Genomic DNA, 26067 nt, shown 5'->3' with positions numbered 1-26067 from the left:
GCATGAAAATTTAAAACTGGAAAATGAAATTAATTCGAAAGTATCTTTTTCGTTTTCATCAAATCATTGATTGCGAGTCGAAGGAAATTTGGAATCAGCGTTTCATTGGTTTTGTAGATTTTATCTTCATCCAATAAATCTTCAAGCATGTTTCTGAATTTCGTTCTGCCTTTCATGTTGATGATTTTCTCACGCGTTTCGGCTTTTCTCAGATTAGCAACAAAACTGATGGGATCAGCTTCAGGATGAAATTGTGTTCCCACAAAATACTTTGTAAATCGAACGGCCATAATGGCTCTTTCGAATTGCACGTGATCACGGATTTTCTCTAACGAAATGATTTTAGCGCCTTTGTCAGCAAAGACATTCAAGTGCGGTTGAACGACTTGATAATCGCGAGAATCTACTGCATAAAACGGATCAGCTAAACCTTCAAACAAAGGATCATTGTTGCCTTCCTTGGTTTTATGAACGGTCATCACACCGAAAGAAGTGTCGTTTCGCTTGGTAATTTCTGCTAAACCGAAATGTTTGCAAGCCATTTGAAAAGAATGACAAATAAACAAGACGTGTTTTTTGACTTCATTCTCGTTATTCCAAAGCACCAAATCATCAATAAAAGCGTAGTAGTTTTTGTCCCAAATGCCATCTCCTTCAAGCGGATTTCCTGGACCACCAGTCGAAATGTAGATATCGTAATCCTTAATTTTAGGCAATTCGGATTTACGACGGACATCAAATATTTTGAAACTTACTATCTGATTAAACCGATTGACGATATCGATAATACAGCGCATGCCTTGATTAGGCTCACCGTTATACATATCTAAAATGGCTATTCTTATGGTATGTTCGTTCATAATCTTAGGTTTAGGATCAGAATTGGTGTTACAAATATATAATTATTATGTTACAAACCCTTGGTAAATTCCGATGTTATAAAATCAACCACTTTCGTTAAATCGTTCGTTTCGTTGAAAACAGCGAGTTGTTTGTCAGCACCTGTACCGTTTTTCATGATTTGATGCACCAAGTCAATTTGCTCACGGCTGCCCAATTCGTCAACGACATCGTCAATAAATTCAAGCAATTCACAAATTAGCGCTTTGGTTTCGACTTCTTTCTGCAATCCAAAATCAATCATGTGATTGTCGATTCCGTAACGCGCGGCTCTGAATTTATTTTCTTTAATCAATGCCAAACGATAAACATTATAACTCATATTGTTTAGGTTGAGTCGATACAGCTTGGCCACAATCGCTTGAATAATCGCCACAATACACATCGTTTCATCTACAGTCAAACTCATATCGCAAATGCGAAATTCAATTGTATCATAAAACGGATGCAAACGCAAATCCCACCAAATTTTCTTCGGATTGTCGATGCAATTCGTTTTGACCAAAGTCTCAAGATAATTGTCATAAGAAGCTACTGAATCAAAATATTCGGGCAAACCCGTTCTTGGAAACTTATCAAACACCTTAGTTCTAAACGATTTGTAACCCGTTTGTCTGCCTTCCCAAAAAGGAGAATTCGTCGATAACGCAAAAATATGGGGTAAGAAATAACACGCTTGATTCATCAACTGCAAACCGATTTCGCGATTTTCAATTCCAACATGACAATGCATTCCAAAAATCAAATTCGAACGCGCTGCATCTTGCAATTCATTCACAATGTTGTGATACCTTGGATCATCAGTAATCGGCTGGTCTTGCCAACGCGAAAACGGATGGGTTCCGGCACCACCAACGACCAAATCTTGTTTGGCAGCTAGTTCTACAATTTTGCTGCGCAGGAATTTAATTTCATCGGAAGCTTCTTTTACATTCTTGCAAATGTTTGTGCCGACTTCCACTACAGATTGGTGCATTTCTGCTTTGACTTGCTCGTTCAAAATCACTTTGGCACCATCGACAATCTTCGACAAATGCGAGCGCAAATCACGTGTATTCGGATCTATAATTTGATATTCTTCTTCAACGCCAAGCGTAAAAACGGGTAATTTTTTCATCACAATATTTTTTAGAAGCTAATCCGGCTATCATTCCAATCTTGTCATTGCGAGCTTGCGCGGCAATCTCCCAATGCCAAGGATTTTCCCTTCTATCCGGGCTAGGGCAATTCGGTTCCAATCACATTCTTTATTTTGTTGCGGCGGCGTCTTTGATAAACGTTCCCCAAGTCAAATTCATTTGTCCAGGTTTTTGTTTTTTAGCGGCAGCGATGGCCATTTTAGCGGCAGCTTCCACAACCCATTCGAAATTATCCGCACCTACGGAAGTAAACTCAGCATCGGGCGCAGGGTTTCCAAAATCGATTGCGTAGGGAATGCCGTCACGTACTGCAAATTCAACCGTATTAAAATCATATCCCAAACCTTTACACAAACGCAAAGTATAATCTTTCACCGTGGCCAATAACTTTTTATCAACGGGCGGCCCGTCAATCACATAACGCAAATGGTGTGGGTTTCTCGGTTCGTATTGCATGATGTGCACGTCTTTTCCACCCAAACAATACACGCGAAAATATTCTGTGAATACGATTTCTTCTTGAAGCAACATGACCAATTGTCCTGTTTCCTGATGTTTCTGCCAGAATTCTTCCTTGTTTTCAAGTCGATACACATTTTTCCAACCACCGCCAGCATACGGTTTCATATAAGCCGGAAAGCCGATGTATTCGAAAATACCATCCCAATCCATTGGAAATTTCAAATTGCGAAATGATTTTGAAGTGGTATCGGTTGGATGTTCCGCAGAAGGCAGAATCACTGTGTTCGGAAGCGGCACGCCTAAAGTATCCGCCAAACAATTGTTGAAGAATTTATCATCAGCGCTCCACCAAAATGGGTTGTTGATGACATTGGTTCCGGTTAACGCAGCATTCTTGAGATAAGCGCGATAGAACGGAACATCTTGTGAAATTCTGTCGATGATGACGGCATATTCGCCGCCTTTGTTTTGAACGACCTTATCTATAGAAACGGCTTCAGCAATAATTCCCTTTTCATTTTTAGCGTTGACTCTTTCGATAAAAGCATACGGGAAAGTGTCTTCCATTCCGAATAATATTCCAATTTTTTTACTCATGACTATATTGTTTTTTGGTTTTCGTGAATCTTCGATTTCATTTTACTTGTCTTTAATATTTTAGAAAAATTTGATTCTTGATAGATAATGCGGAAACATCTGTCGCCAAATCGGCCAATCGTGTTGCTGATCTTGTCGGATATCAAGCCAATGTGGGATTTCTCTTTGTGACAGCACGCGGCTCAATTTGAGATTCGAATCCAAGCAAATATCCCAATTGGAAGTACCGAGAATGATATCCATATTCCATAATTCATGGTCATTTAAACCATGTAAATAATCTTCGGGGCTGTTATAAAAAACATTGTCGTCATGATAGCCATCCATAAAACTCTTGATGTCGAAAGCACCGCTCATCGAAAACATATGACTTACATAACCCGGATGGCGAAACGCAAAATTCGCGGCATGATAACCTCCGAAACTGCAACCGGCAACGGCTACCTTTCCGGAATACGTATTGTTTTTGACGCGCTCTACGATTTCATGACAAATCATTTTATCGTACCAAACGTGGTTTTGAATGCGGTGAAAAGGGTGGATGTTTTTATTGTAGAAACTGTCTTTGTCTACACTTCCCGGGCAAAAAATCTGAATCAAACCTTGGTCGATATACCATTGCGCAGCGCCTATTAAACCTTGGTCTTTATTTTCGTGATAACTGCCCATCGATGTTGGAAAAAGAATCACGGGATAACCGGAATGACCAAAGACGAGCATTTCAATTTCTCTGTTGAGATTGGACGAGTACCATTTGAAGTATTCTTCTTTCATAGTATGGCATTTACTGTATTTTGATTCAGCAATAAAGCTAAAACAATGTTCTTAATTTATAAAAACAAGTATAATAAAAAAAATCAATAAATACGCGGTTTGACGACATTTTCTTAAACAATTACGAGAATACTTATTATAGTCCTATTAAATTAAGAAAACATTAAAAAATAGTTTAAATACTAAATCAGTTTTAGGCAAACCTTAAAATGCAAACGAAATTATTGCGATTAAAATTACCAGAACCGTTTTGATGGTAAGGAATGAAGCGGTTAAACTGTATCAATTACTTCAAAAAGCAACACCTGACTTTTCAAACGCTCGATAAGCATATTCATCATGCGTTTATTTAGCGATGAAGAATTTTGGATGTAAGTGGCGTATTCATCAATTGTAAACAATCCGATGACGATGCCTTTGAGTGCATTTCTAAACTTGATATCTTTCTGAATGGTGTTTTCTATAAACTGCAATTTCTTTTCTACAGCATATAAATAGAACTCATTTTTGTGTTTGCTAATATGATTCTTGAATACCTCTACAAACAAATCATTTTGCAGTTTGAGAATAGGGCGTAGGGTTTGATTTTGGAACTTTTCATCTGAGGAAGATGATGGATTGACCAATCCGATTGTTTCTCCTCTTAAACCGATAATGAATGCATCTCGAGTTTCCATTTTTATTTTAAAGTTAAAAAAAAACCTCTGTACGAATACAGAGGTTTTTATAACTTATCAAGAACTAATTGTTAATTAGTCTTTCACTTTAAATGTTACTCTTCTTACGAGTCTTCTGGCATCGGCAGAATCTACCGCTACAGAAGCATCTTCACCTTGGCTAAGAATATTCAAACGAGAAGCGTTGATTCCTGCTTTGATTAACGTATTCTTAACTGTATTCGCTCTGTCATTAGATAGCTTATCATTGAAAGCCGTTTTACCAATTTCATCAGCATGTCCGATGATGTCTATCGAAGCATTTGGGTTGTTTCTTAAGTAAGTCAACATAAAGTCGATGCCTTCTGTAGAAACATTTGTTGGTTTGACTTTACCAGAATCGAAATAAGTAGTTACATAACCTTCATTAATCAATCGTTTGATCATGTCAGCATTGGCAGTTTCAAGCGTTTCTTTGATGTTCGATTTGTCAACATAAGTGTTGGCCATATATTTCTCTAGCTCATCAGGAATTCCGTTTTTGTTGATATCAACCATTCTTCCTTTGGTATCAACAGCAACACCGGCAATAGAATTGTTTTCAACATCTAAATAATCCGGCACACCGTCTTTATCGGTATCGTTCAACATGCTTTCAAGTTCACCGATTCTTTTGTCAAGCTCTTCAATTTCTTTAAGCTTGCCTTCATCAATGATAGCCCAATCTCCGTGGATATTATCGTTACCAAATGAGTAGGTTAACCCAACAGTAGCCATAATCATCTGACCGGCTAAGTTATTGGCTTTGTCTGAAACGCGACCATCCCATGTAAAGTGCTGTCTGAAATTAGAAAGTGTACTGAAATCACCGATGATAGAAAATTTCTTAGAAACTCTAACTTCAGGAGAAATACCAAACATCACTCCCATATTTAATTCCGATTTATTATAGAAATATCCAGGGACGTTTTCGTCTGGTTTGTATTTAGGTGTAGCTCTTGCCGCTTGTAGACCGGCGTGAATTAATATACTTAATCTTCCTAATTCTTGCTGAATATTGAATAAACGCGAAGCATTGACAACACCTTGCAAACCAAATCGGTATTGTTGCATTTTAAAATCTTTACTGTCTGTATTTTTATTATTGCTAAACAAATCAGAACTTAAATCTGCTTTCAAACCAAATTTTGCACTAAACATATAACGCACACCGAGGCTGAAAGTATTGAATTTAACAGAACCGAATAGTTTGTCAGGGTTACTCGAATAATATCCTACAGTAAATGGTTTTGTACCTTTACTTTGTCCAGCTGATAACTCAATTGTCCATTTGTTGTAATCTTTTCTTTCACCGGTATCTTTTGCATCTTTGATATCTTCCGTTTGAGCATATCCAAAGTTAACCGTCAATAAAGCAAGGGATAACAGTAGTAAACAGTGTTTCATAGTTTTAGAATTATTAACGTCAATTAGTCTGTTTTAACATTTTAACATACAATTTGCAAATATACTAGTTTACTTTTAAAATTCAATCTTTTAAATAATAAATGCTATTTTTACTTCAATCGAGAATAGATCTAAACCTAAACATTTGAAAAGATGCGAGTTTCGACTGCTTTTGTTACTGTTGACAGTATCATTTTTAAAGTCGTGAATAACATCAATAAATGGCTCTCGATCCTTTGTAAATAATTAATTTAGCGCTAACAAAAATCTAACACTATGCGATTTCATACCAGAAAGTGGGTTAAACCAGAAGACTTAAATCCAAATGGGACTTTATTCGGCGGTAAATTATTAGCTTGGATTGATGAAGAATTGGCTTTATATTCCATCATTCAACTTGAAAATACGAGAATTGTCACCAAACATATGTCGGAAATCAATTTTAGGAGTTCTGCAAAACAAGGCGATATTGTAGAAATAGGCATTGATGTCGTGAAATTCGGCAACTCTTCATTGACTTTAAAATGTGAAGCCCGTAATATCATGACACGCGAAACGATTATTACTATCGATACGATTACGATGGTGAGTTTAGGTATTGATGGCAAACCACAGGCTCATGGAAAAACGCAGATAGAATTCATCAACGATCGATTTAAATCATAAATTATCTACGATTTCTTTGCCTGTAGATAATTCGAAAATCTCCAAATCAAAATACCCGATTGAAGCGATGATATGATCGAAAATATCAGCCATGATGTATTCGTAATTTTCAAATTTTTTATCCTTTGTAAACGTATAAATTTCTAAAGGTATGCCTTGAGCGGTTGGCTGTAACTGCCTGCAAAGCAATATCATATCTTTATTTAAACTAGGGTAGTTTTCAAGATAACTGGTGATGTATTTCCGGTACAATCCGAAGTTGGTTAGATTTCTCCCATTGATTGGTAATGCTTTGTCGATTTGGTTTGAAGCATTGTATTTGTCAATTTCAGTTTGTCGAATATCGATGTAGTTGCTGATGAGTTGAATTTGCTTCATCTTTTGCAATTCTTCTTCTTTCAAAAAACGAATACTTTTGGCTCTAATCAACAAATGTCTTTTAATTCTTCGTCCATCAGAATTAAGCATGCCACGCCAGTTTCGAAAAGAATCCGAAATCAAACTGTAGGTTGGAATGGTTGTAGTCGTATTGTCGAAATTCCGCACTTTCACCGTAGCCAAATTGATTTCAATCACATCACCATCGGCGCCGAATTTATCAAACGTAATCCAATCTCCGATGCGCACCATGTCATTCAATGAAACCTGCACGCTGGCCACAAAACCCAACAAAGTATCGCGAAAAATCAAAAGAATAATCGCAGAAACAGCTCCAAGAGTGGCAAACATGGTGTTGGCTTTGACTTCAAACAATTCAGAAATAATCACCGTAACACCAATCATCCAAAGGATTAGCATAATAACTTGAATATAACTGTCGATGGGTTTGTCGCTGTATTCGGGTTTTAATTTTAAATAATCTCGCAACGCATTAAAAATAGTACGGACAATCCATAAAATTAAAAGAATGATATACACACCTACCAATTTTCCGAACATCGTTTCCCAATACACAAAATCATTGAGAATGACTGGCACCGATTTGTAGATGAATAACAACGGAATCAAATGCGATATATACTTCGCTGTTTTATTCGATATCAGCAAATCATCAAATCTCGTTTTGGTTTTTTTGGCTGCAATCGCCATTAAAGTGACTAAGAAAAATCTGAAAATGATATAGATAATATACGTCAACAAACTCAGCATGGCAATATTCAGTACCAAACTAAAATAAGACGCAATCGTATCGCCGAAGCCTATTTTTCGAAGCAACGGATAACACCAATCGAATATCAATTCTAGAGCTTTATGCATGTCGCAAATATTTCTTTTCAACATAGAAAGTGCCAAACGGAATAATCGAAGCTACACAAATAATTGCAAACTTTTTGATTTCCCATTTTTCTTCAACTTTACTCATAATAGCTAAAGCGATATACGCAATAAACAACAATCCATGCGCCATTCCAACGATTCGTACATAGATTGGAAGGTCAAAAATATACTTCATTGGCATCGCAAAAAATAACAATAGGAGTAGAGAAATACCTTCAAGCAGCGCTATGGTTTTGAATAGTTTCATAATGAGAATTGCATTTTAAAATTGTTTTTAATTTAAGTCACGCAAAATTAGCGAATCGAATTGATTATTATTCAAAAACTAAATTACTTTTGTTGTAATGAGCAAACGAGAATTAAAGAAATACTTGACGCAACTTCCAAAAGAAGCATTGGAAGCACAAATTGTGGCTTTATACGACAAGTTTATTCCTGTAAAAACGTATTTCGATTTTGTCTTTAATCCCAAAGAAGATCTGTTGATCAATGATGCTAAAGTCAAGATTTCACTGGAATATTTCCCGATAAAACGCAAACGACCTAAATTGCGGCGCTCGGTTGCTCAAAAATTCATCAAACATTTTATCAGTTTGGGTGTTGATGATTTTCTGATTGCCGATGTGATGTTATATGCTATCGAAATCGCGCAGACCTATTCGTCAAAAAGAACTATTAATACAGAATTGTTTTTTAAAAGTATGTTCAATTCGTTCGAACAGGCGATTCGTTTTATGATTGAAAAGGGAATTCTTAGTGAATTTCAAAGTCGAGTAGAAGCCATCAAAGAAGAAACGATTCGGCAAGATTGGTTGAATCAATATGAATTCATCGCTACTACAGAACGCTTCGAATATTAAATTTTCGATTTAAAAAAATTAAAATAGCCGGATAACTCTTTTTTAGATGTACTTTTGCAAAATTCTATAAATGCAATATGCCTCACAAAGAATTTGATACCGAAATCGAAGAGAAAAAAGAGCTTTACAGCTATCAGAAAGGCGACATCGACGCTATATTTGATCGCTTAGACAACGCACCTCATAATCATCATTTATTGTATCAATTACCTACTGGCGGCGGAAAAACAGTGATTTTTTCTGAAATTGTTCGTCGGTATTTATCGAAGCATGACAAAAAAGTATTGGTGTTAACGCACCGCATCGAGCTTTGTAAGCAAACTTCAAAAATGCTCAAAGGTTTCGAGGTTAAGAATAAAATTATCAACAGTAAAGTCAAAGAATTACCTGATCAGAATGATTTTTCATGCTTTGTTGCGATGGTTGAAACATTGAAAAACCGTATCAACGATAAGAAATTACACCTTGATAATATTGGTTTGGTGATTATTGATGAAGCGCATTATAATTCGTTTCGGAAATTATTGAGTTCCTTTAAAAATGCCTTTATACTTGGTGTTACTGCAACACCTTTGAGTTCGAATATCAAGTTGCCGATGAATGAAAATTACGATGAGTTGATTGTTGGCGATACCATATCTTCACTCATTGAACAAGGATTTTTAGCAAAAGCGATTACGTATAGTTATGATGTTGGATTGACTTCTTTGAAAGTCGGAATCAATGGCGATTATACTGTGAAATCTTCGGATGATTTGTATTCACAATTGGCGATGCAAGAGAAGTTGATTCATGCATACACAGAAAAATCGCTAGGGAAGAAGACATTGATTTTCAATAATGGAATTAATACTTCTTTATATGTATATGAAACTTTCAAAGAAGCCGGTATTCCGATTCGGCATTTAGACAATACAAGTAATCCTGAAGATCGTAGAGAAATATTAGCTTGGTTTAAGAAAACACCCGACGCAGTTTTGACTTCAGTTGGCATTCTTACTACAGGATTTGATGAGCCAACTGTGGAAAGCATCATCCTCAATCGGGCTACAAAATCATTGACTTTGTATTTTCAAATGATTGGTCGTGGTTCGAGAAAGCTGCATCATAAAGATACTTTTACGGTGATTGATTTAGGGAATAATGCCGCGAGATTTGGCTTGTGGAGCGAACCTGTAGACTGGCAACATATCTTTAAATCGCCAGAATATTACTTAGAAAACCTGCGCGATGATGCGGAAATCGAATTGCATTTCAAATACCAAATGCCACCCGAATTGCGCGCTAAATTCAGTAAAACAGACATCGTAACTTTCGATGTTGATGAAGAGCACAAATTGGCTATTGCTCAAAACTTGCGTTCTAAAATTGTCATTGAAAAATCGTTAGAACAGCATGCCAATATGTGTGTAGATAATTCAGAAGATTTATACGAAGCCAAACTGCTGGCTAAAGAATTGTATGAAGATATCGAATCTAGAATGAAGCGCTATGCAAATTGTTTGAGCCATTGCAGTAAAAACTACAGAGAATGGCTGATTGAAGATTATAAATTGAAATTAAATTTGCTAATCGGGAAGAAAATCAGAGAAAAGTTATTTTAGACATCTCTAAATAAATTTTCAACTCGATGAAATACATCATTTTACCGATGTACTTTACCTCTTTTTTTTAACATTATTTTTCGCCTACCATTTATCGACTAAAAAGTTGCACTTTATCGACTTTATGAGTGTTTACAACAGATTTCAAGGCATTTTTTTTTTTATTAAACAAAGAGAAAATATCTTTGCCAACGAACATATCCCTAATCTGTTTAATAGCCCCAAGCTAAAACCTCAGAAAATTATGAAAAACAAATACGATGTAATGCTTATTTTGGAAGGTACTTATCCATTCAATGGTGGTGGCGTATCAACATGGGCACACATGCTTTGCAATAAGGTAAAGAATGTGGATTACACGTTATATTCTATTAATGCTGATTTTGAGGAAAAATCAAAATACCAGTTGAGCGACAACGTTAAAAACGTAATTCAAGTTCCTTTATGGTCACCTTTAGAGCCAAGAGAATTATTGAGTTATGGTAAAAAATATTATAAAACAGTCAACAGAAAAGAACAGGAAGACGAATCGGTTATTGCTGAAGAATTCATTCCGATTTTCGAAAGATTGTTGAACAACATTTATGATTCTAGTATTGATATTGAAGAAATTGACGATACTATTTTCGATATGTGGCAGTTTTTTCAAAATCACGACTACAAGAAAACCATGAAAAGTCAAGTGGTGTGGAAATGTTTCTGTGAAACAGTTTCTGCTGTCATTGAAAAAGATGGGCATTACGGTGCAACCTTGTATGATTTTACAGTAGGTATGCGTTGGATTTATCGCTTTTTAATTCCGATTTCCATCGATGTTCCTAAGGTTGATGTTTCGCATCTTACGCTTTCAGGTTTCCCAGTGATTCCTGCATTGGTTTTAAAATACAAATACGGAACGCCAATTATTGCTACAGAGCATGGTGTTTTTATCAGAGAAAGATTGATTGCGATTAACTCATCGGAATATTCATTTTTCTTGAAAAACCTTTTGATTAAATTCTCAGAATGTATTACTAAATTGGTTTACTATAAATCAGATTTGATTTTATCGGTAAATAAATTTAACATGTCTTGGGAAAAGAAATATGGCGCACATCCGAATAAAATTGATGTAATCTACAACGGTATCGATTCAGATTTATTTATCCCGGCTCCAAAACCAGCACATTTAGAAAATGTACCAACAGTTGTTGCTGCGGCTAGAATCTTCGAATTGAAAGATGTTATTACGATGATTAAATCATGTGAAGTAGCCAAAAGAAGCATTCCAAATGTTCGTTATTTAGTGTATGGCGACAATAAAGCCGTACCTTCATACACCAAAGAATGTATGGATTTGATTAAAGAATTGAAATTAGAAAACAATTTCTTCTTAGCAGGTTATCATGACAAACCACATCAGTTATTTTGCGAAGGTGATATTTCGATATTGACTTCTATTTCTGAAGGTTTCCCATATACAGTATTAGAATCAATGAGTTGCGGTGTTCCTGTTGTTGCTACAGATGTTGGTGGTGTAACCGAAGCTTTAGACAGTTCTTGTGGCTTTATTTGTAAACCAAAAGATTTTGAATCCTTAGGAAAAAGTGTTGTAACCCTACTGCAAGACGATGCCTTAAGAGCCAAAATGGGTGCCAATGCCAGAAAGAAAGTCATCGACAATTTTACGATTGATAAATTTATCAAGGAATATGAAATGGCCTATGAGTTTATCATGAATAAAAAAGCGCAAGATCCAATATACTTAAATTCGCACATGCAGCAAGAAGCTATGGAAGCATCTTAAATGTTTTATACTTAACCAAAAATAGACCCCCAATCTACAATGGAAAATCATTTTACAAATATTAAGTCTTTAATCGAAAAAACTAAAGACAAAATTGGTAAGCCAGTCAGCAGCGAAGTTGTTGAAGCTACTATCGAATCATTAGGCATCCGTGAAAAAGATACCCGAGATGATTTCGGTTTCAATTCCATAAAAGATTTAGCAGAGTTGGTTTTCTACGAATTGACTACCGACAAATATTATATTGGTGCCAAAAACGAAAAGGAAATTGAGGTTGAAAAATCGCAAACTAAGGTGATTCAACTCAAAGATTACTTTAGAGTGAAAACGCAAATTTTCATTCAGTATTACTCATTAGGTATTTTCCATCTACTTCCCGTATTAATTCAAATCGCCGCAATTATTGTGTTTGGATATTCATTATGGACCTTCGTTGGGTTTAATGAAATTCAATCTACAGCAGTCGTGTTGGGCGTTGTAATTGGGCTCGTTTCTACGGGCGGCTTCGTGCAAGTTATCGGTAAGCAAGCCTCTTTTTATTGGAATTACGAAGATTATATGATGACCAATAAAACCATCAATTACTTACATAAAATTGGAATGTTATCCATCTTCTTTGTGTTGACAGCGATTTTTTTAGTCAATTTTTTCTTTCATATTTATCCTTATGAAATTTTATTTGTAGTGTTCGCTTACGCATTTCTTGTTGGAATGCTTTTATTGATGCTGGCGCCATTGCACACCATCAAACAACGTTGGGTCATTACCTTTTCGATATTTACAGGAACCGCTGTCGCTATCTTTTTCAAAGAAACTACACCATTACTAATCTTCGTAACACACTGGATCGGAATCGCAGTATCGATTATAATCGCCAAAGTATTTTTGATGGTTTATTTCTCTCGATTAACCAAAAACAAAAAATCGATCAGCGGCAACAAAATTAAAGTCCCAGTTTTACTCTATCACAACTACCAATATTTCTTCTACGGAATATTTATTTACGTTTTTATCTTCATCGACAGAATCTTAGCATGGTCATCAGGAATCGACAAAAATCTGCCTTTTTTAGTTTATTTTGAAAAAAATTATGAATTGGGGATGGATTTAGCTATTTTAGTTTTTTTATTGCTCGCTGGAGTCCTAGAATATAGTATAGCATCATTCACAAGATTTATTGATATTGGACAAAAAATTACAGATCATAAAACGCCCGAAGTATTTAACAATCAACTCCGTAAGATGTATTGGCAACAAGTTTCATTACTTTTTGTTACCAGTGCATTAGCCTTTGTATTTATATATTATATCATCAATGCATCGTGGGGATTTGAAGGTCAGTTTAATGAAACATTAGTTCAATTGAGTATTAAAGTTTGTGTAATAGGCGGAATTGGTTATGTTTTATTAGCATGGGGAATGCTAAACTCATTGTATTTATTTACACTGGGACAAGCAAAAAAACCATTGAAAGCCATTATTTATGCTTGCTTGCTGAATATATTTTTAGGTTTTATTTTAAGTAGATTTTTTGCTTACGAATACAGCGTAGTGGGAATGCTTTTCGGAGCAGCTCTTTTTGTAGCGCTGACTTTGAAAGCCAACATCAACTATTTTAAAAACCTAGATTACTACTATTATGCAGCGTATTAAAATACTGTTTATAATCCTCCCACTCATTTTAATTTTTAATTCTTTTCAAGGCGATATGAAAAAAAGTACCGTGTTATTTTGCTATGGAAAATTGAAACCGGCACAAATAAAAGGTTATCAGTATGTCATCCTAGAATCGAAGCATTACACAGTAAGTAATATTAAATTATTAAAATCGCAGAACGAGAAGGTATTTGCCTATATTAGTCTGGGCGAAATCAATGAAAATTCCATTCATTATAAAGATTTTAAAAAGCATACTTTGGGTAAAAATAAAATATGGAATAGCCATTATTTGGATTTAAAATCAAAGAAAACCAACGAGTTAGTCATGGAAATGGTTGATGAAATTTTTGCTCAAGGATATGACGGTTTGTTTTTAGACAACATCGATAATTTTACGATTTACGGCCCGCAAAAAGAACAAAAAGATAAGGTGGTTGATCTCATCAAAATGATTAAAGAAAAATATCCTAAAAAGATGTTCATGCAAAATGCAGGTTTAGAATTAGCCGAAGAAACAAGTCGATACGTTGATATCATTGCCATCGAATCTATTGCAACGGCTTATGATTTTAAAGATAAAAAATACAATTTAAGAGAAAAAAGCGACTACGAAGCGTATATGAATCGCATCAATACAATTAGTAATACTTATTCCATTCCGTTTATTCTTGTCGAATATGCCGATTCTAAAGCATTGGTCAATCAAATAGAAAAAAGAATGGAAAGTTCTAAGTTCGACTATTTTATTGGGAATATCAATTTGCAAACGATACCGCAATTTAATTAGAAAGCTATGATGTTTTTAACAAGTTCAATATTATTAGGTTTTATAAGGCTCTGCGTTATATTACTGTTTTTATTCTACTTGAATAGAAAATTCATCAACGTATCCAATCACGTTAATTTCCTCGACTTTATTGTCACAAATTGGTTCCGATATGCCGGTGTTTTGGTGGTGGTTATTTTTGTATTGGTCGAATCAAGTGCTTACAATTTATTCAATTGCTTTTTTGTTTTTACGATACTCATTGGTATTGATGTCATTGGTCTCGATAATCTTAAACGCCCTAAACACTATTTCAGAACACACATCAGAGCCGGTTTATTGACGTTTTTAAGGAACATTGAAAACCAAAAATCGTTCTGGTTCTGGTTTTCATTAGATCGAAATAAAAAAGAAAACAATAACAACACTTTCCTATTAATTCTTACGATACTTATCGGTGGTATTACTTTTTTGAGTCGTTATTATTTCATTATTTACGACAATTATTCTTTATCAGATGCCTGGATTTACGACTTGAATAAAGTAATTCAATTCGATAATCAGTATTGGTTTACATTCGAATTGGCCACCGATGCCGAATTGGCCATCGTCAATTTCTACGGAAAAATAACCGATGTTAGTCCGGAAATTGCCTTACAAGTAATTGCCATTCTCGAATCAACATTATTGGCTATTATTATTTTTTGGGTGATTAATAAATTAACGCCATCCAAATTTATTGCGCCAACCATTGCAGCACTTTTTTTTAGTTTGGTATATGTTCTAACACCATTGAATGTGTATTTCTTACTCAAAGGAAACCCAACTTTTCTGTGCTTGACATTCGCCTTGCCAGCTTTTGCTTTTTACATCAAACCTACTTTATTGAAGATTAATAAAACCAGCTATTTCCTTAGCTTTTTATTCATTTTCATAACCATTGGGTTAACCGATTTGTTTACACTTTGTGTATTAATTCCACCTTTCCTAATCATCGGATTGTTATTCACAAAGATGAAATTCAAAAAACACAACTTCTTTTCAATTTTGGCCTATTTGGTTGCTTTGGGGATTTTGTATGCGATTTACAGTTACGCCTGTTATTATCAAAGAGCTGATTTACTCGAATACATGCAGAATAATTTACTGTCGGTTAGTTCTTATACTTATGTGCCGCAATTGGTATTGCCGTACAGTGAAATCATTCGTTATGCACAAATTTCAACAGGTATTGGTTTTATTTTAGTGATGCTATTGGTCATTTTCAAGAAAGAAAATTGGCGCGCTACCATCATATTTTTCGCATATTTCAACTTCCTGATTCTTTTGACTTTTGTTAAGAATGAATGGTTGGATATTGACATGCTCAACAATTCGATATCCGTTTTTCTTCCCATTATTATTGGATTAAACGCCGCAATCATCATTCGAATTTTGAATTTTGGTTTGGGTAGATTTAAACGATTTAGCCCTGTTACGGTTGGTGCTTTATTTGTTGCCATGATTTACGCTTCGTTTTATTACCAACAGAAAAACATCAATGCATTGACCGTTTCCGATCAAACGCCAAAGCAAATTTTAAATGCTTACGACAAAATTTCGCAAACCTTTTTCGAACATTCGTATTGTGTCGTCAATGACCCGGCAACGCAAGTGATTAGTAACAATTCGCATTTCTTTATGAATTATGATTTCTTTTTAAATGAGTATCCACGAATTGATTCTATCAATACCAAACATCTAAAAGAACCCAATTTCTTGGTTAAAAACCCGCAGTATTCTATTTCCAAAAGTGTTTTAGTTTTTGTATTAAATGACAATACTGAAGAAGAAAACAATATTTTTGCACAAAATAAACAATACCAAGAAAAATTAGTAAAGAACATTAAATTATTAAGAGATAGAGGCAGACAAGTCAATCTGTTCTACAATACTAAGATTCTAAAAGTATACGAAATAGTAAACAAACCAAGGGAAAGTAAGATTTCTGATTTAATATTTTAATATGAAATTGAGACCAACATCCAAATATTTATACTACGGATTGGCATTAGTCTTTTCATTCGTGATATGCAGTTGCGAAGGATTAGACGATTGGTCTGATTTGAAAAGTGTTGATTTATTCAATACTAAAAAGAATGAATCAAAGCAAGGTGCTTTCAAAAGATACGATGCGCCCATCATGAGTTCATTGCCTTTGATTGAATCGATTTATGATCCCAATTCAAAATTCAGCAAACAATACAATGCCGACATAAGAAAGGTGTGCGATTATACCAAATTGCCATTCCATTCAATGACAGTTACCAATTGGAATAGTACGCTTAAAATTAGCCCTTCGGTAAGAGTTATTGTAGTTTACGATACCAAAAAACTAAACGACGCTTCAGTTGAAGTATTGATAAATTTTGTTTCCACGGGAGGAACGTTGTTTATACCTTTTGCGAATGAAGACAAGAGAATGGCGTTTTTACTCGGTTTCAAACCGGAAGCGGAATACGCAACCGATACTGGAGCAAAAGGATGGTATTTTAATACCCCGATATTGCCGGGCTTGAAAGGAAAATCTTTTGAAACGAACTATTTATTATATGGTTTTGCTGGTCAAAATTTCTCATCTAAAGTTAAAATTCTTGCGACCGCTTCGAACAAACCCAATTACCCAACCATCATTGAAAACCCTATTGGAAAAGGAAAAGTAATTCTATACAATACGTCGGGAGATTTCACGAAACAGGATCGCGGGTTTTTATTTGCCGGAGTTTTAAAAGGTTTGGAGGGAATTCCGTATCCGGTTGCCAATACTGCAACGATATTTCTTGATGATTTTCCAGCGCCGCAATATGATATTATCGCCGAACCTGTCAAAACAGAATTGAATATGACTACTTCTGATTTTGTTCAGAAAGTTTGGTGGCCCGATATGAAAGACTTGGCAAAAGAATTTAAAATTCCATACGCCGCCATGTTGACTTTCGATTATAGAAATAAAATTGTGCCTCCATTTACACTAGACCAATGGAATTCTAAAAAAATTAAATTCAAGGATAAAGTAGAATCATTACCGGATTGGCTCGTTAATGATGTAAAAAAGAACGGCCACGAATTGGCTTTTCACGGTTACAACCACGTTTCGTTGCTTAAAAATTTATGGAAAAACCCTAAGTTTATCGAAACATCGATGAACACAATTAAAAAGAAATGGGAAATCAGCAACTATGGAAGCTTGCCGGTAACTTATGTTCCGCCATCGAATGATATAGATCGAATGGGAATTAAGGAATTGAAAGCCGCGATGCCATCTATAAAATATATTTGTAGTTTGTATATCGGCCAGCTTGAAGATGGCGGTGACCGGGAATTTGATTATGATCCGTTTGAGAAAAATTTCTTCGACTATCCAAGAATTTCAAGTGGATTTTATATTGAAGATGACGAAAAGTATACGATTCAATCGATGTATTTATACACCGGAATATGGACACATTTCGTGCATCCCGATGATGTCTTTCAAATTCCTTCTACGGCTGGTAAAACTGCAGCCGGATATAGTTTGAGAAATCAGTATAGTTTAGGTTGGAAGAAATCGAAGAATTCTGATAAGGCTTTCTTTCCTGAATTCAAGAATTTTGTCAGACAGTTTACGACTACTTATCCGCAAATGCGTTTTGTGAATGGAGGCAAAGGAGGCAATATAGTGATGAATTGGCGTGCTTCGCGATACAGTCATACACCTCAAAATAATGGGTTGTATACTGTAAGCGAAATCAATCCAACCGATGACAGCAAGAAATATTGGTTTATGTATGGAAGTCCCGTCAATGCTGACAGAATTGAAAATCAATTGAAGAGTCAAATGGTGTTGTTTTCTAAAACGCCTTTTGTTGATGGCTATCTTTATTCGGTGTATTCCACCAAACCGAAATTAACGGTAGTCGATTTGAATTATAAAACACCAAAAGAAAAAGCGCAACTGCTTGCGATTAATAATCTAGTGAAAGCTGATTTTGCTAAATTCAATTTGGATGTCAAAAATTTCATCAAAGGTGGCGTTTGGACAGAAGACTATGACAAAAAGCTCAAAACGCAAATGGAAGCTTTAAAAAACAAACTTCTATCGACTCCGGAAATAGATCCGAAAGCATGGGCTGAGTATATTGAATACATGGATTCTCAAAACAAAAACGCCGAAGTTTGGAAAATGTATGAAGATCATGTGAAAAAGTATGGTTCTAAAAACAACATCATGTATTCGAAAGAACTAGACCGATTGATTGGTTATATGGATGATGTTGAAAAAGAAAAATGGATGAGCGAACAAATCCGTGTTTCACCCAATGACAAAGAATTGCTGACGAGTTACTATCAAACTTTTGATTCAGAAGAATATAAAGACAAAATTAAAAACGTCTTAAAAGCATTGAATCAAGTTGACCCTTCGGCACAGAATTATAAAAACTACATCAAGCATTTGATTCAATACTATCCTGAAGAAGCTATAGTAGAATTGAAAGATAAAAAGCCAACACAGGATTTTGCCGATATTGCAACATCGATAGTTTGGTTGTTTGCCGATAATAGCGATTATAAAAAAGCGATTGAATGGTCGGATTTTAGTACTGAAATCGACTTTGTTACGAAAATGAACTGGTATATAGAATCAGGTCAATCCAAAGAGCTAGAGCCGGTGTATTTGAAATATATCGCTGAACATCCTGAAGACGAAATTGCGACGGTACTTATGAGTAATGTGTATCACGAACAAGGGCGGTTTAAAGATTCGTGGGTATTGGCCAATTCGTTGAGCAATATATACGAGAAAGAAGAATTGAGAAAAATCTTAAACCGCGATGTTGTTTATGAAGACATCGATTTGCAACAAGATTTGATTGCTAACCATGTGGCATTGTTTTATCCTGATGTTTTAAAGAAATTAACCAAAGATATCCGTTTGGCAGTTGGTGATTTTATTGATTTTAAAACATACTTGGAAACCAATCAAAAGAATCCGGCTTTTCAAAGAAATCAAATATCTTATAATTTGTATGACAAAAAAGGTTATCTACATTCGATCGGTGGCAATTATTCAAAATATTACGACATTGACTTAACCGAGAAAGCTTATAAGGACAACATCGATAATTATGTCATGGGATTGGAGTATAAAATTACGACTCCATTAAAAGAAAACAAGCCACAATATTGGAGTAGGGCTAGAATAGAAATAGACAATGTTGCCAATCCATACTATCAATTTGGTGTTGGATTAAGCAGGTCTAAAGATAAAAATTTCAGATCGGCAGCATTCAATATGTTTCCGGTAGAAACTGCTCCTGGTTTAAATCAAGGTATTTATAGATTGCAAACCAATCTTTATCAAGACCAACGTTTCGGTAAGTATATTAATACCAGTATTTCAATAGAAGGAAGTTATTATACCGAAGGATTTCTTTCAAGAGATACGATAGGGCCGGATATTAATCCAAATCGAATTGCTTTAGCTAGAAAAGTATATACGGAATTGGCTAATGGTACGATTCAAGTTGATGATATCGATGATTCCTATGAAGCAGCATTAACGCTAAGATTAATGTTGGATAAAGGAGACATTAAGAAGTCTAAATTCATTCCTTTTATTGAATCTCAAATTTCCCAAGGCTCAAAAGAGTTGTCTATTGGTTATCCATATTGGATGATTCGTCATCGTTTATACGGTGGCGGTGGATTGGGATGGGAGTTTACTACGCCAAGTTTTACTAGTAGAGTAGAAGCGGGTGCTTTCCTTGATGATTTCAGTGGTCATTTCGAACGAGTCAATGCAGAGCTTTCGTATCAATTGTTTGATTTTACTGCTTTGACTTTAAATTTAGAAGTGTTTGAGCAATCTAAATTTTACTCCAATTCCATTCAGTTTGGAATAAAGCATAATTTTAAAAAGAAGTATAAAAAGAAAAAATAAAATATAGTTATATAAAAAAAGGGATATTGAAAATTCAATATCCCTTTTTTTATTAAGTCATTTTAAAATTAATGCTTAATGATTATTTTACGAGTATCTTTAATAGCACCTTTAGTAAAATCAACAAAATAAAGACCATCACTTAAGGTATTGGTATTTAAAGAAATTTTGTTAATGTCTTTTGAAACACTAGGAACTTTAATCATTTGTCCGATTGAATTATAAAGCGTGAATTGATAATCTTGAATGTTATCCAACTCAATGTTCAATTCATTGTTGGCAGGTACAGGATAAATCGTCATGTTTAGTTTAGTATTGTCAACAGTAGCCAAAGCTGGAGTTGTCACATTTAAAGTGTGATTCAAACTATTGTAACCTGTAATACTTTCCCAAACGCTTTCATTCGCAAAACGAATAGCATAATCTGGTCTGTTGGCTAATGATGGTGAAGCATCGGGTAATTGCAAATACATTTTATAATTCCCAGTTGTCAAATTTGCAGGCAATGTAAGGTTCTCGGTAATTGTGATTTCATTTGGGCCAAGCCATGTTCTTGGGTCGGTATTCATCAAAATTGGATACACTTGATTGGTTGACAAATTTTTCAAAACGATATAGGCATGTCTTTCATTAAAAGGAGCTGCAAATCCTTGGTTTACAATTTTGATGGTTACCGGTAAAGTTGCTCCTAATGCAACAGAAGTAGGCAAAGCTGCTGTTTTTAATTCAAAGCGATATCCTAATTTTTTCTGAATATCTACAAAACAATTTTGAGTTTGAAAACCATCGATTACGTCTGGATAATAATCTAAATTTAAATACGACCAGTGAAATTTATTCATTTCAAATAATGCCGTTGTACAATCTGTTCTTGGTGAATTTATATCACAAGTTTCTCCGCCCATAGGCAAAAATTTAGTTTCTTGCGCCAAGTAAGGATACTCAGTAGTTACATTGTCATAAGTACCGTTATCATCAGTAGTTGCTAGAAAGCAATCATTATGATGTCCGATTCTGGCCAAATTGGTTTGTGTGAATGCTTGAGAATTTGCCAATGCCGTTGGAGAATACAAATCTTGTTTGAAAGTAGGTTTTCTTACTTGAACCATTCTGTTTAAAGGTAAAGCACCTAAAAAAGCATTTACGACATCTCTTCGGTTGCTGAGATTGATATCGGTTAAATTGGTTTGATTATAACCCCATCCTCCAAACTCTGCTTGATCGGTATAAAACCATTCGCCCCAAGTTCCGATAAAACCGGCTTGAGCCACAGCAATAACATCAGCATTAAGAATTAATATTGGCTTTAATTGAAGAATATGACTCAATATTATAGCTTTTGAAGCATCTTTTGGAGAATCACCAGTGTCATTAGAATAAGTAAAACGAATCACACATTTTATTCCTGCATTTCTAATTTTGTCGAAATCACTTTGCATACTAGCCAAAAAAGCACTTGAAATTGGAGTATTTTTAAAATTATCCAATTTAAAGTTTCTATATATTAAAGTGATGTTGTTGTTTAAACGGTAATTGGTAAGCTCGGTTTGGTTTAAAGTAGAGCCGGTAGAAGTATGCTTATAAAATCCGCGTTCCGGATTTGAGATAACAGCACTCGAAGCAGTATAAGTGATGTTTGCGGTTTGGGCACTTGCAAATACATAAAGAAGTAATCCCAAAAGTGTAATGTATTTCCTCATAGTTTGTAGGTTAAGATTTCTTTTTAATTATTTTTGAGTTTTAAAATGTTATTGTTGGGCTAAACACGAACGAGACAAATTTATATAGATTAACTACACAAAACACCGTTGAAAATGTTAAATTATGTAATTTAATCGACGAACGGCACGGTTTAAATAAATTTGTAAGAAAATTTATTATAAAAATGAGTTTTTTGTACGATTAAGCGCATTTTTTTTAAAATAAACTTTTTAACAATCTGCATTTTAACTGTTTATAACTTTTGCTTTTAAGGAAATCTTAAGTTTTATAGGCTAACAAATGGCTATTTTTAATTTCTATTTGTATACTTTATTAGTAAATCATTATTTAAGACAATTCATGAAATCAAATTATATTTTTTGAATTATAATTTATATTATGTAAAATAAGGTTTTTAAGCTCATGATGATTCATGCGCTCTATAATAATTAATTCAACTATTTAAAAAGATACACTTTTTTACTATAAATGTACCTATCGACAACAATACGTTTCTTATTTTTGCAACACTAATTTATCAATAAGTTTTAAACTTCAATATATATGAATGTTATTGCAGAACGAATTGCAGATTTTCTAAAAGAATTCCCACCGTTTAACAATCTGTCATTAGATGAATTGAAAATTGTGGCGGCTAGCATTCGTGTAATCAATTTAGAAAAGCATAAAATTCTTTTTCAAATCAATGATGTGCTCCATGACAGTTTTTATATGGTAGCGTCCGGTGTAATCAATTTATCTGTGATTTCAGATGCTGAAGAAACGCTGCTTAATAAATGTATCGAAGGTGATGTTTTTGGTTTGCGCCCGTTTTTTGCCAAAAACAATTATATGATGACGGCAAAAGCTCGAGAAGAATGTGTCATTTACGCCATTCCAATCGCTACTTTTCGACCATTTGTAGCACAGAATTCTGAAGTTTTAAACTTTTTACTAGAGAGTTTCGCCTACAATTCAAATAATCCAAGTGACCAAAATAAAGGAAAATTGCTTTCTGACAATGTAGTTTTCACCGGGCAACAATCTGAAATACAATACTTTCAATCTTTATCTTACAACAAAACACCGCTAAAAATAGAAGCCTCAAGTTTGGTTAAAGACGTTGCTCAAATGATGACTGACAACCTTACAACTAGCGCAATCATTACTGAAAACAACTTCCCGATTGGTATAGTAACCGACACCGATATGCGTTCTAAAATTGCGACTGGTCGTTTCCAACTTTCTGCTACAATTGATAAGATTATGGCGTCACCAGTTATTACAGTTCCTGAAAATGTATCGCTTGCGGAAGCACAACTTTTAATGCTTAAAGGCAATGTAAGCCACTTATGTGTTACTCAAGATGGTTCCGAAAAATCTATTATTAAAGGTGTAATTGCCGAACATGATTTAATCGTTGCCCAAGCCAGCAATCCAGGTATCTTAATCAAAGAAATCAAACGTTCGCAAGATGCTAAGGATTTAAAGAAAGTAAGAACCAAGTTGGCCGATATGATTCAATCTTCTATCGCTAAAAATATTCCTTTAACACATATTAATAATATCGCCGGTGAAATCAATTTAGCCATCATCAAACGCTGCGTCGAATTATCAATACTCGAGTTGGGTTCACCTCCTGCCCGTTTTGCGTGGCTGTCAATTGGTAGTCAAGGAAGAAAAGAGCAATTGCTGTTAACCGATCAAGACAATATATTAGTATTCGAAGATGTAGCTCCGGAAAAATACAGAGAGGTTAAAGATTATTTTCTGAAATTAGCCAAAAAAGCGATTAACAATTTAGAAAAAGTCGGCTATCAGCCCTGTCCAAACGGGCATATTGCGAGTAATATGCTTTGGTGTAAATCGCTTACCGATTGGACAAAACAATATGAAAATTGGATGAATACACCAGGCGAAGTCAGCAACGAAATCAGCAGCATTTTCTTCGATTATGAAATTGCTTTTGGTGAAACTAAAATCGAAGAAGCCATCACAAACGTCATCTTTAAAAACATCAAAAAGAACAATTTATTTTTCGATTATTTAGGTAATGATGCGTTGAGAAAACCACCGCCATTGAGTTTCTTCAAAAAATTCAATCTCGAAGAAGATGACGCCAACAAAGATAAATTCGATATTAAAACACGGGCGTTAATGCCTTTAATTGATGGTGCAAGATTGTTTACTATGAGCAACAATATCAAAGGAATCAATAATACTTATTTGCGTTTTAAGCAACTCGCCATGGTTGACCCTAAACATTCTGAAGTCTTTTTGAATTGTGCTGATGCGTTTCTTACGTTAAGTAAATTCAGAACTTTAGAAGGTCTTAAAAACGATAGTTCCGGACAATACATCAACATTGAAGAATTGTCTAAAGCAGACAAAGAAATTTTGAAAAATGCCTTGAATCCGCTCAAAGAACTCGAAGAACTCATCAAAGATACTTTTCAACTGACTCAATTTTCTTAAATTATGTTCGATTGGATTAAAAATATTAACAAAGAATACCCCGAATTTTGGAAAAACTACATTTCAAAATTCGAAAAAAAAACGTCACGATTTGTCGTAATTAGTACTGAAACTACGGGTTTGAATCCATCAAAAGATGTGATTCTTTCAATTGGCGCAGTTGCAGTAGAAAATAACAGCATCGTAGTGCAGGATTATTTCGAAGTGGTTTTATTGCAATACAAATACCTTCACGATAACGGATTGTCAAATGAATTTATCATCGAAAGCAACCTCCCAAAACTTGGAGAACCTGAAGCAATACAGGCTTTTATTGAATATATTGACAATGCCATTTTAGTTGGACATCGCGTTCATTTTGATGTAGAAATGATCAATGAAATCTTGTATAAAATGGGCTGTAGTCGATTGAAAAACGAAGCTTTAGATATCGAAATCATGTATCGAAAACTCAACGATATTACCGACAAACAATTCTCTATTGACGATTTGTGTAAAATATTTAAAGTCACTAAAAGTGATCGATATGCTTCGTCTGAAGATGCTTACACCATTGCGTTATTATTTTTGAAATTAAAGTCGAGATTGAACATTACAATCTAACGTAATTTTTCTTTCATATAGCCCGTGATGGCTTATTGATATTGGATTGTTGTTCAAAATATGATAAGGAATTCCATTCCAATCTTTTGCAATATTATCTGAATTTACAACTTCAATTTTGTCGAAATCTTCACAATGAATTACCGCCGTTGTGTAGATATAATCTGAAGTAATTAATGTTTTAGTAAAGTATACATTACCTTTAATAATTACCTTTCCAAGCCATTCGCCATCAATAAATGCCAAATCAAAACACTCCAATTGCTTAGGAATAAAAGCCCGGATTTTAGTTTGACGGTTGTATATTTTATAAGCGGCTTCTTTCCTACTCCATAAATTCCAAAACATCAACTCCGCGTTTGCTGCATTTAAAATCGATTCTTGCTCCAAAGACGTAAAAAGCTTTTCCAAAACACCTTCACGTTTCCAATTGCTTTCCTTTCTTGCCAATGCTAAATCGATGATATCATTGCCTATCATTACTGTGCTAATTTACTTTTGATGATGGTTAATGTTGCATCGATAGTTAACATTTTTTCCATAGATTCGTTATCAATATCAATTTTGAATGCTTCTTCGACATCCAAAACAATATCAACAAGATTTGCGGAATTGATTTTCAAATCACTAATAAAATCGGTGCTTTCCGTCAGATTTTCCATAGCATTTTGATCATTCACATAAGGCTTTATAATGTGTTTGAGCCGATCAATAATTTCTATATTTTCCATAATTT

Annotated in this window: 21 protein-coding genes; 10 read left to right on the top strand and 11 right to left on the bottom strand. The window is 34.6% G+C overall.

What is annotated here, in order from left to right; all coding sequences use genetic code 11:
• Nucleotides 1-29: 29 nt before the first annotated feature.
• From RMO03_RS07905 to RMO03_RS07880, 6 genes are all read right to left on the bottom strand, one after another.
• Nucleotides 30-860, bottom strand: coding sequence for a glutamine amidotransferase-related protein (locus RMO03_RS07905; protein ID WP_309641555.1), 831 nt, complete (start codon nucleotides 858-860; stop codon nucleotides 30-32).
• A 50-nt stretch (nucleotides 861-910) separates the two neighbouring features.
• Entirely contained in the window at nucleotides 911-2017 is a 1107-nt protein-coding gene (locus RMO03_RS07900) for a carboxylate-amine ligase (protein ID WP_309641554.1), read from the bottom strand.
• A gap of 130 nt (nucleotides 2018-2147) precedes the next feature.
• Nucleotides 2148-3098, bottom strand: a complete 951-nt coding sequence (locus RMO03_RS07895) for a hypothetical protein (RefSeq protein ID WP_309641553.1) — start codon at nucleotides 3096-3098, stop codon at nucleotides 2148-2150.
• A 60-nt stretch (nucleotides 3099-3158) separates the two neighbouring features.
• Nucleotides 3159-3872: an alpha/beta hydrolase-fold protein gene (locus RMO03_RS07890; RefSeq protein ID WP_309641552.1), complete on the bottom strand. Its 714-nt coding sequence runs from the start codon at nucleotides 3870-3872 to the stop codon at nucleotides 3159-3161.
• A gap of 272 nt (nucleotides 3873-4144) precedes the next feature.
• On the bottom strand, nucleotides 4145-4549 hold the full coding sequence (locus RMO03_RS07885) for a glyoxalase (protein WP_309641551.1): 405 nt from the start codon (nucleotides 4547-4549) through the stop codon (nucleotides 4145-4147).
• Between the two features lie 75 nt (nucleotides 4550-4624).
• The gene (locus tag RMO03_RS07880) at nucleotides 4625-5974 is read right to left on the bottom strand and encodes an OmpA family protein (protein ID WP_309641550.1); all 1350 of its coding nucleotides are present in this window, start codon (nucleotides 5972-5974) and stop codon (nucleotides 4625-4627) included.
• A 276-nt stretch (nucleotides 5975-6250) separates the two neighbouring features.
• Between RMO03_RS07880 and RMO03_RS07875 the strand changes: the two genes are divergently transcribed.
• Nucleotides 6251-6640 carry a hotdog domain-containing protein gene (locus tag RMO03_RS07875; protein WP_309641549.1) on the top strand — a complete coding sequence of 130 codons (390 nt, stop codon included), beginning with the start codon at nucleotides 6251-6253 and terminating at the stop codon, nucleotides 6638-6640.
• Here the strand turns inward: RMO03_RS07875 and RMO03_RS07870 are convergent.
• Complete coding sequence (locus tag RMO03_RS07870) at nucleotides 6635-7897, bottom strand: mechanosensitive ion channel family protein (protein WP_309641548.1); 1263 nt, start codon at nucleotides 7895-7897, stop codon at nucleotides 6635-6637. The two genes, RMO03_RS07875 and RMO03_RS07870, sit on opposite strands and share 6 nt — an antisense overlap.
• The gene (locus RMO03_RS07865) at nucleotides 7890-8168 is read right to left on the bottom strand and encodes a DUF3817 domain-containing protein (RefSeq protein ID WP_309641740.1); all 279 of its coding nucleotides are present in this window, start codon (nucleotides 8166-8168) and stop codon (nucleotides 7890-7892) included. The genes RMO03_RS07870 and RMO03_RS07865 overlap by 8 nt, the downstream gene beginning before the upstream one ends.
• 94 nt (nucleotides 8169-8262) lie before the next feature.
• On the opposite strand from RMO03_RS07865, the gene RMO03_RS07860 reads away from it, so the two are divergent.
• From RMO03_RS07860 to RMO03_RS07830, 7 genes are all read left to right on the top strand, one after another.
• The gene (locus tag RMO03_RS07860) at nucleotides 8263-8778 is read left to right on the top strand and encodes a DUF6155 family protein (protein ID WP_309641547.1); all 516 of its coding nucleotides are present in this window, start codon (nucleotides 8263-8265) and stop codon (nucleotides 8776-8778) included.
• 77 nt (nucleotides 8779-8855) lie between these two features.
• Complete coding sequence (locus RMO03_RS07855; protein ID WP_309641546.1) at nucleotides 8856-10382, top strand: DEAD/DEAH box helicase family protein; 1527 nt, start codon at nucleotides 8856-8858, stop codon at nucleotides 10380-10382.
• A gap of 244 nt (nucleotides 10383-10626) precedes the next feature.
• Nucleotides 10627-12168: a GT4 family glycosyltransferase PelF gene (gene pelF / locus RMO03_RS07850; RefSeq protein ID WP_309641545.1), complete on the top strand. Its 1542-nt coding sequence runs from the start codon at nucleotides 10627-10629 to the stop codon at nucleotides 12166-12168.
• A 39-nt stretch (nucleotides 12169-12207) separates the two neighbouring features.
• Complete coding sequence (locus RMO03_RS07845; protein WP_309641544.1) at nucleotides 12208-13821, top strand: hypothetical protein; 1614 nt, start codon at nucleotides 12208-12210, stop codon at nucleotides 13819-13821.
• Between the two features lie 55 nt (nucleotides 13822-13876).
• On the top strand, nucleotides 13877-14614 hold the full coding sequence (locus tag RMO03_RS07840; protein WP_309641543.1) for an endo alpha-1,4 polygalactosaminidase: 738 nt from the start codon (nucleotides 13877-13879) through the stop codon (nucleotides 14612-14614).
• 78 nt (nucleotides 14615-14692) lie between these two features.
• Entirely contained in the window at nucleotides 14693-16597 is a 1905-nt protein-coding gene (locus tag RMO03_RS07835; protein WP_309641542.1) for a hypothetical protein, read from the top strand.
• Nucleotide 16598: 1 nt separating this feature from the next.
• The gene (locus tag RMO03_RS07830; RefSeq protein ID WP_309641541.1) at nucleotides 16599-20552 is read left to right on the top strand and encodes a DUF2194 domain-containing protein; all 3954 of its coding nucleotides are present in this window, start codon (nucleotides 16599-16601) and stop codon (nucleotides 20550-20552) included.
• 68 nt (nucleotides 20553-20620) lie between these two features.
• Here the strand turns inward: RMO03_RS07830 and RMO03_RS07825 are convergent, their stop codons facing one another.
• The gene (locus RMO03_RS07825; RefSeq protein WP_309641540.1) at nucleotides 20621-22252 is read right to left on the bottom strand and encodes a DUF4832 domain-containing protein; all 1632 of its coding nucleotides are present in this window, start codon (nucleotides 22250-22252) and stop codon (nucleotides 20621-20623) included.
• A 565-nt stretch (nucleotides 22253-22817) separates the two neighbouring features.
• Here RMO03_RS07825 and RMO03_RS07820 point away from each other — a divergent pair.
• Together RMO03_RS07820 and RMO03_RS07815 are read left to right on the top strand one after the other, a co-directional pair.
• Nucleotides 22818-24728 (top strand): DUF294 nucleotidyltransferase-like domain-containing protein, encoded by a 1911-nt coding sequence (locus tag RMO03_RS07820; RefSeq protein ID WP_309641539.1) that lies wholly within the window; start codon nucleotides 22818-22820, stop codon nucleotides 24726-24728.
• Between the two features lie 3 nt (nucleotides 24729-24731).
• Nucleotides 24732-25331, top strand: coding sequence for a 3'-5' exonuclease (locus RMO03_RS07815; RefSeq protein WP_309641538.1), 600 nt, complete (start codon nucleotides 24732-24734; stop codon nucleotides 25329-25331).
• Here the strand turns inward: RMO03_RS07815 and RMO03_RS07810 are convergent.
• Together RMO03_RS07810 and RMO03_RS07805 are read right to left on the bottom strand one after the other, a co-directional pair.
• Entirely contained in the window at nucleotides 25302-25811 is a 510-nt protein-coding gene (locus tag RMO03_RS07810) for a 4'-phosphopantetheinyl transferase superfamily protein (protein WP_309641537.1), read from the bottom strand. The genes RMO03_RS07815 and RMO03_RS07810 overlap by 30 nt on opposite strands.
• The gene (locus RMO03_RS07805) at nucleotides 25811-26062 is read right to left on the bottom strand and encodes a phosphopantetheine-binding protein (protein WP_309641536.1); all 252 of its coding nucleotides are present in this window, start codon (nucleotides 26060-26062) and stop codon (nucleotides 25811-25813) included. The genes RMO03_RS07810 and RMO03_RS07805 overlap by 1 nt, the downstream gene beginning before the upstream one ends.
• Nucleotides 26063-26067: the final 5 nt, after the last annotated feature.

The organism is Flavobacterium sp. (assembly GCF_031411595.1).
Lineage (GTDB): Bacteria > Bacteroidota > Bacteroidia > Flavobacteriales > Flavobacteriaceae > Flavobacterium.
Note: the sequence above shows the minus strand (reverse complement) of the source record. Positions and strands in the feature narration are given on the sequence as shown.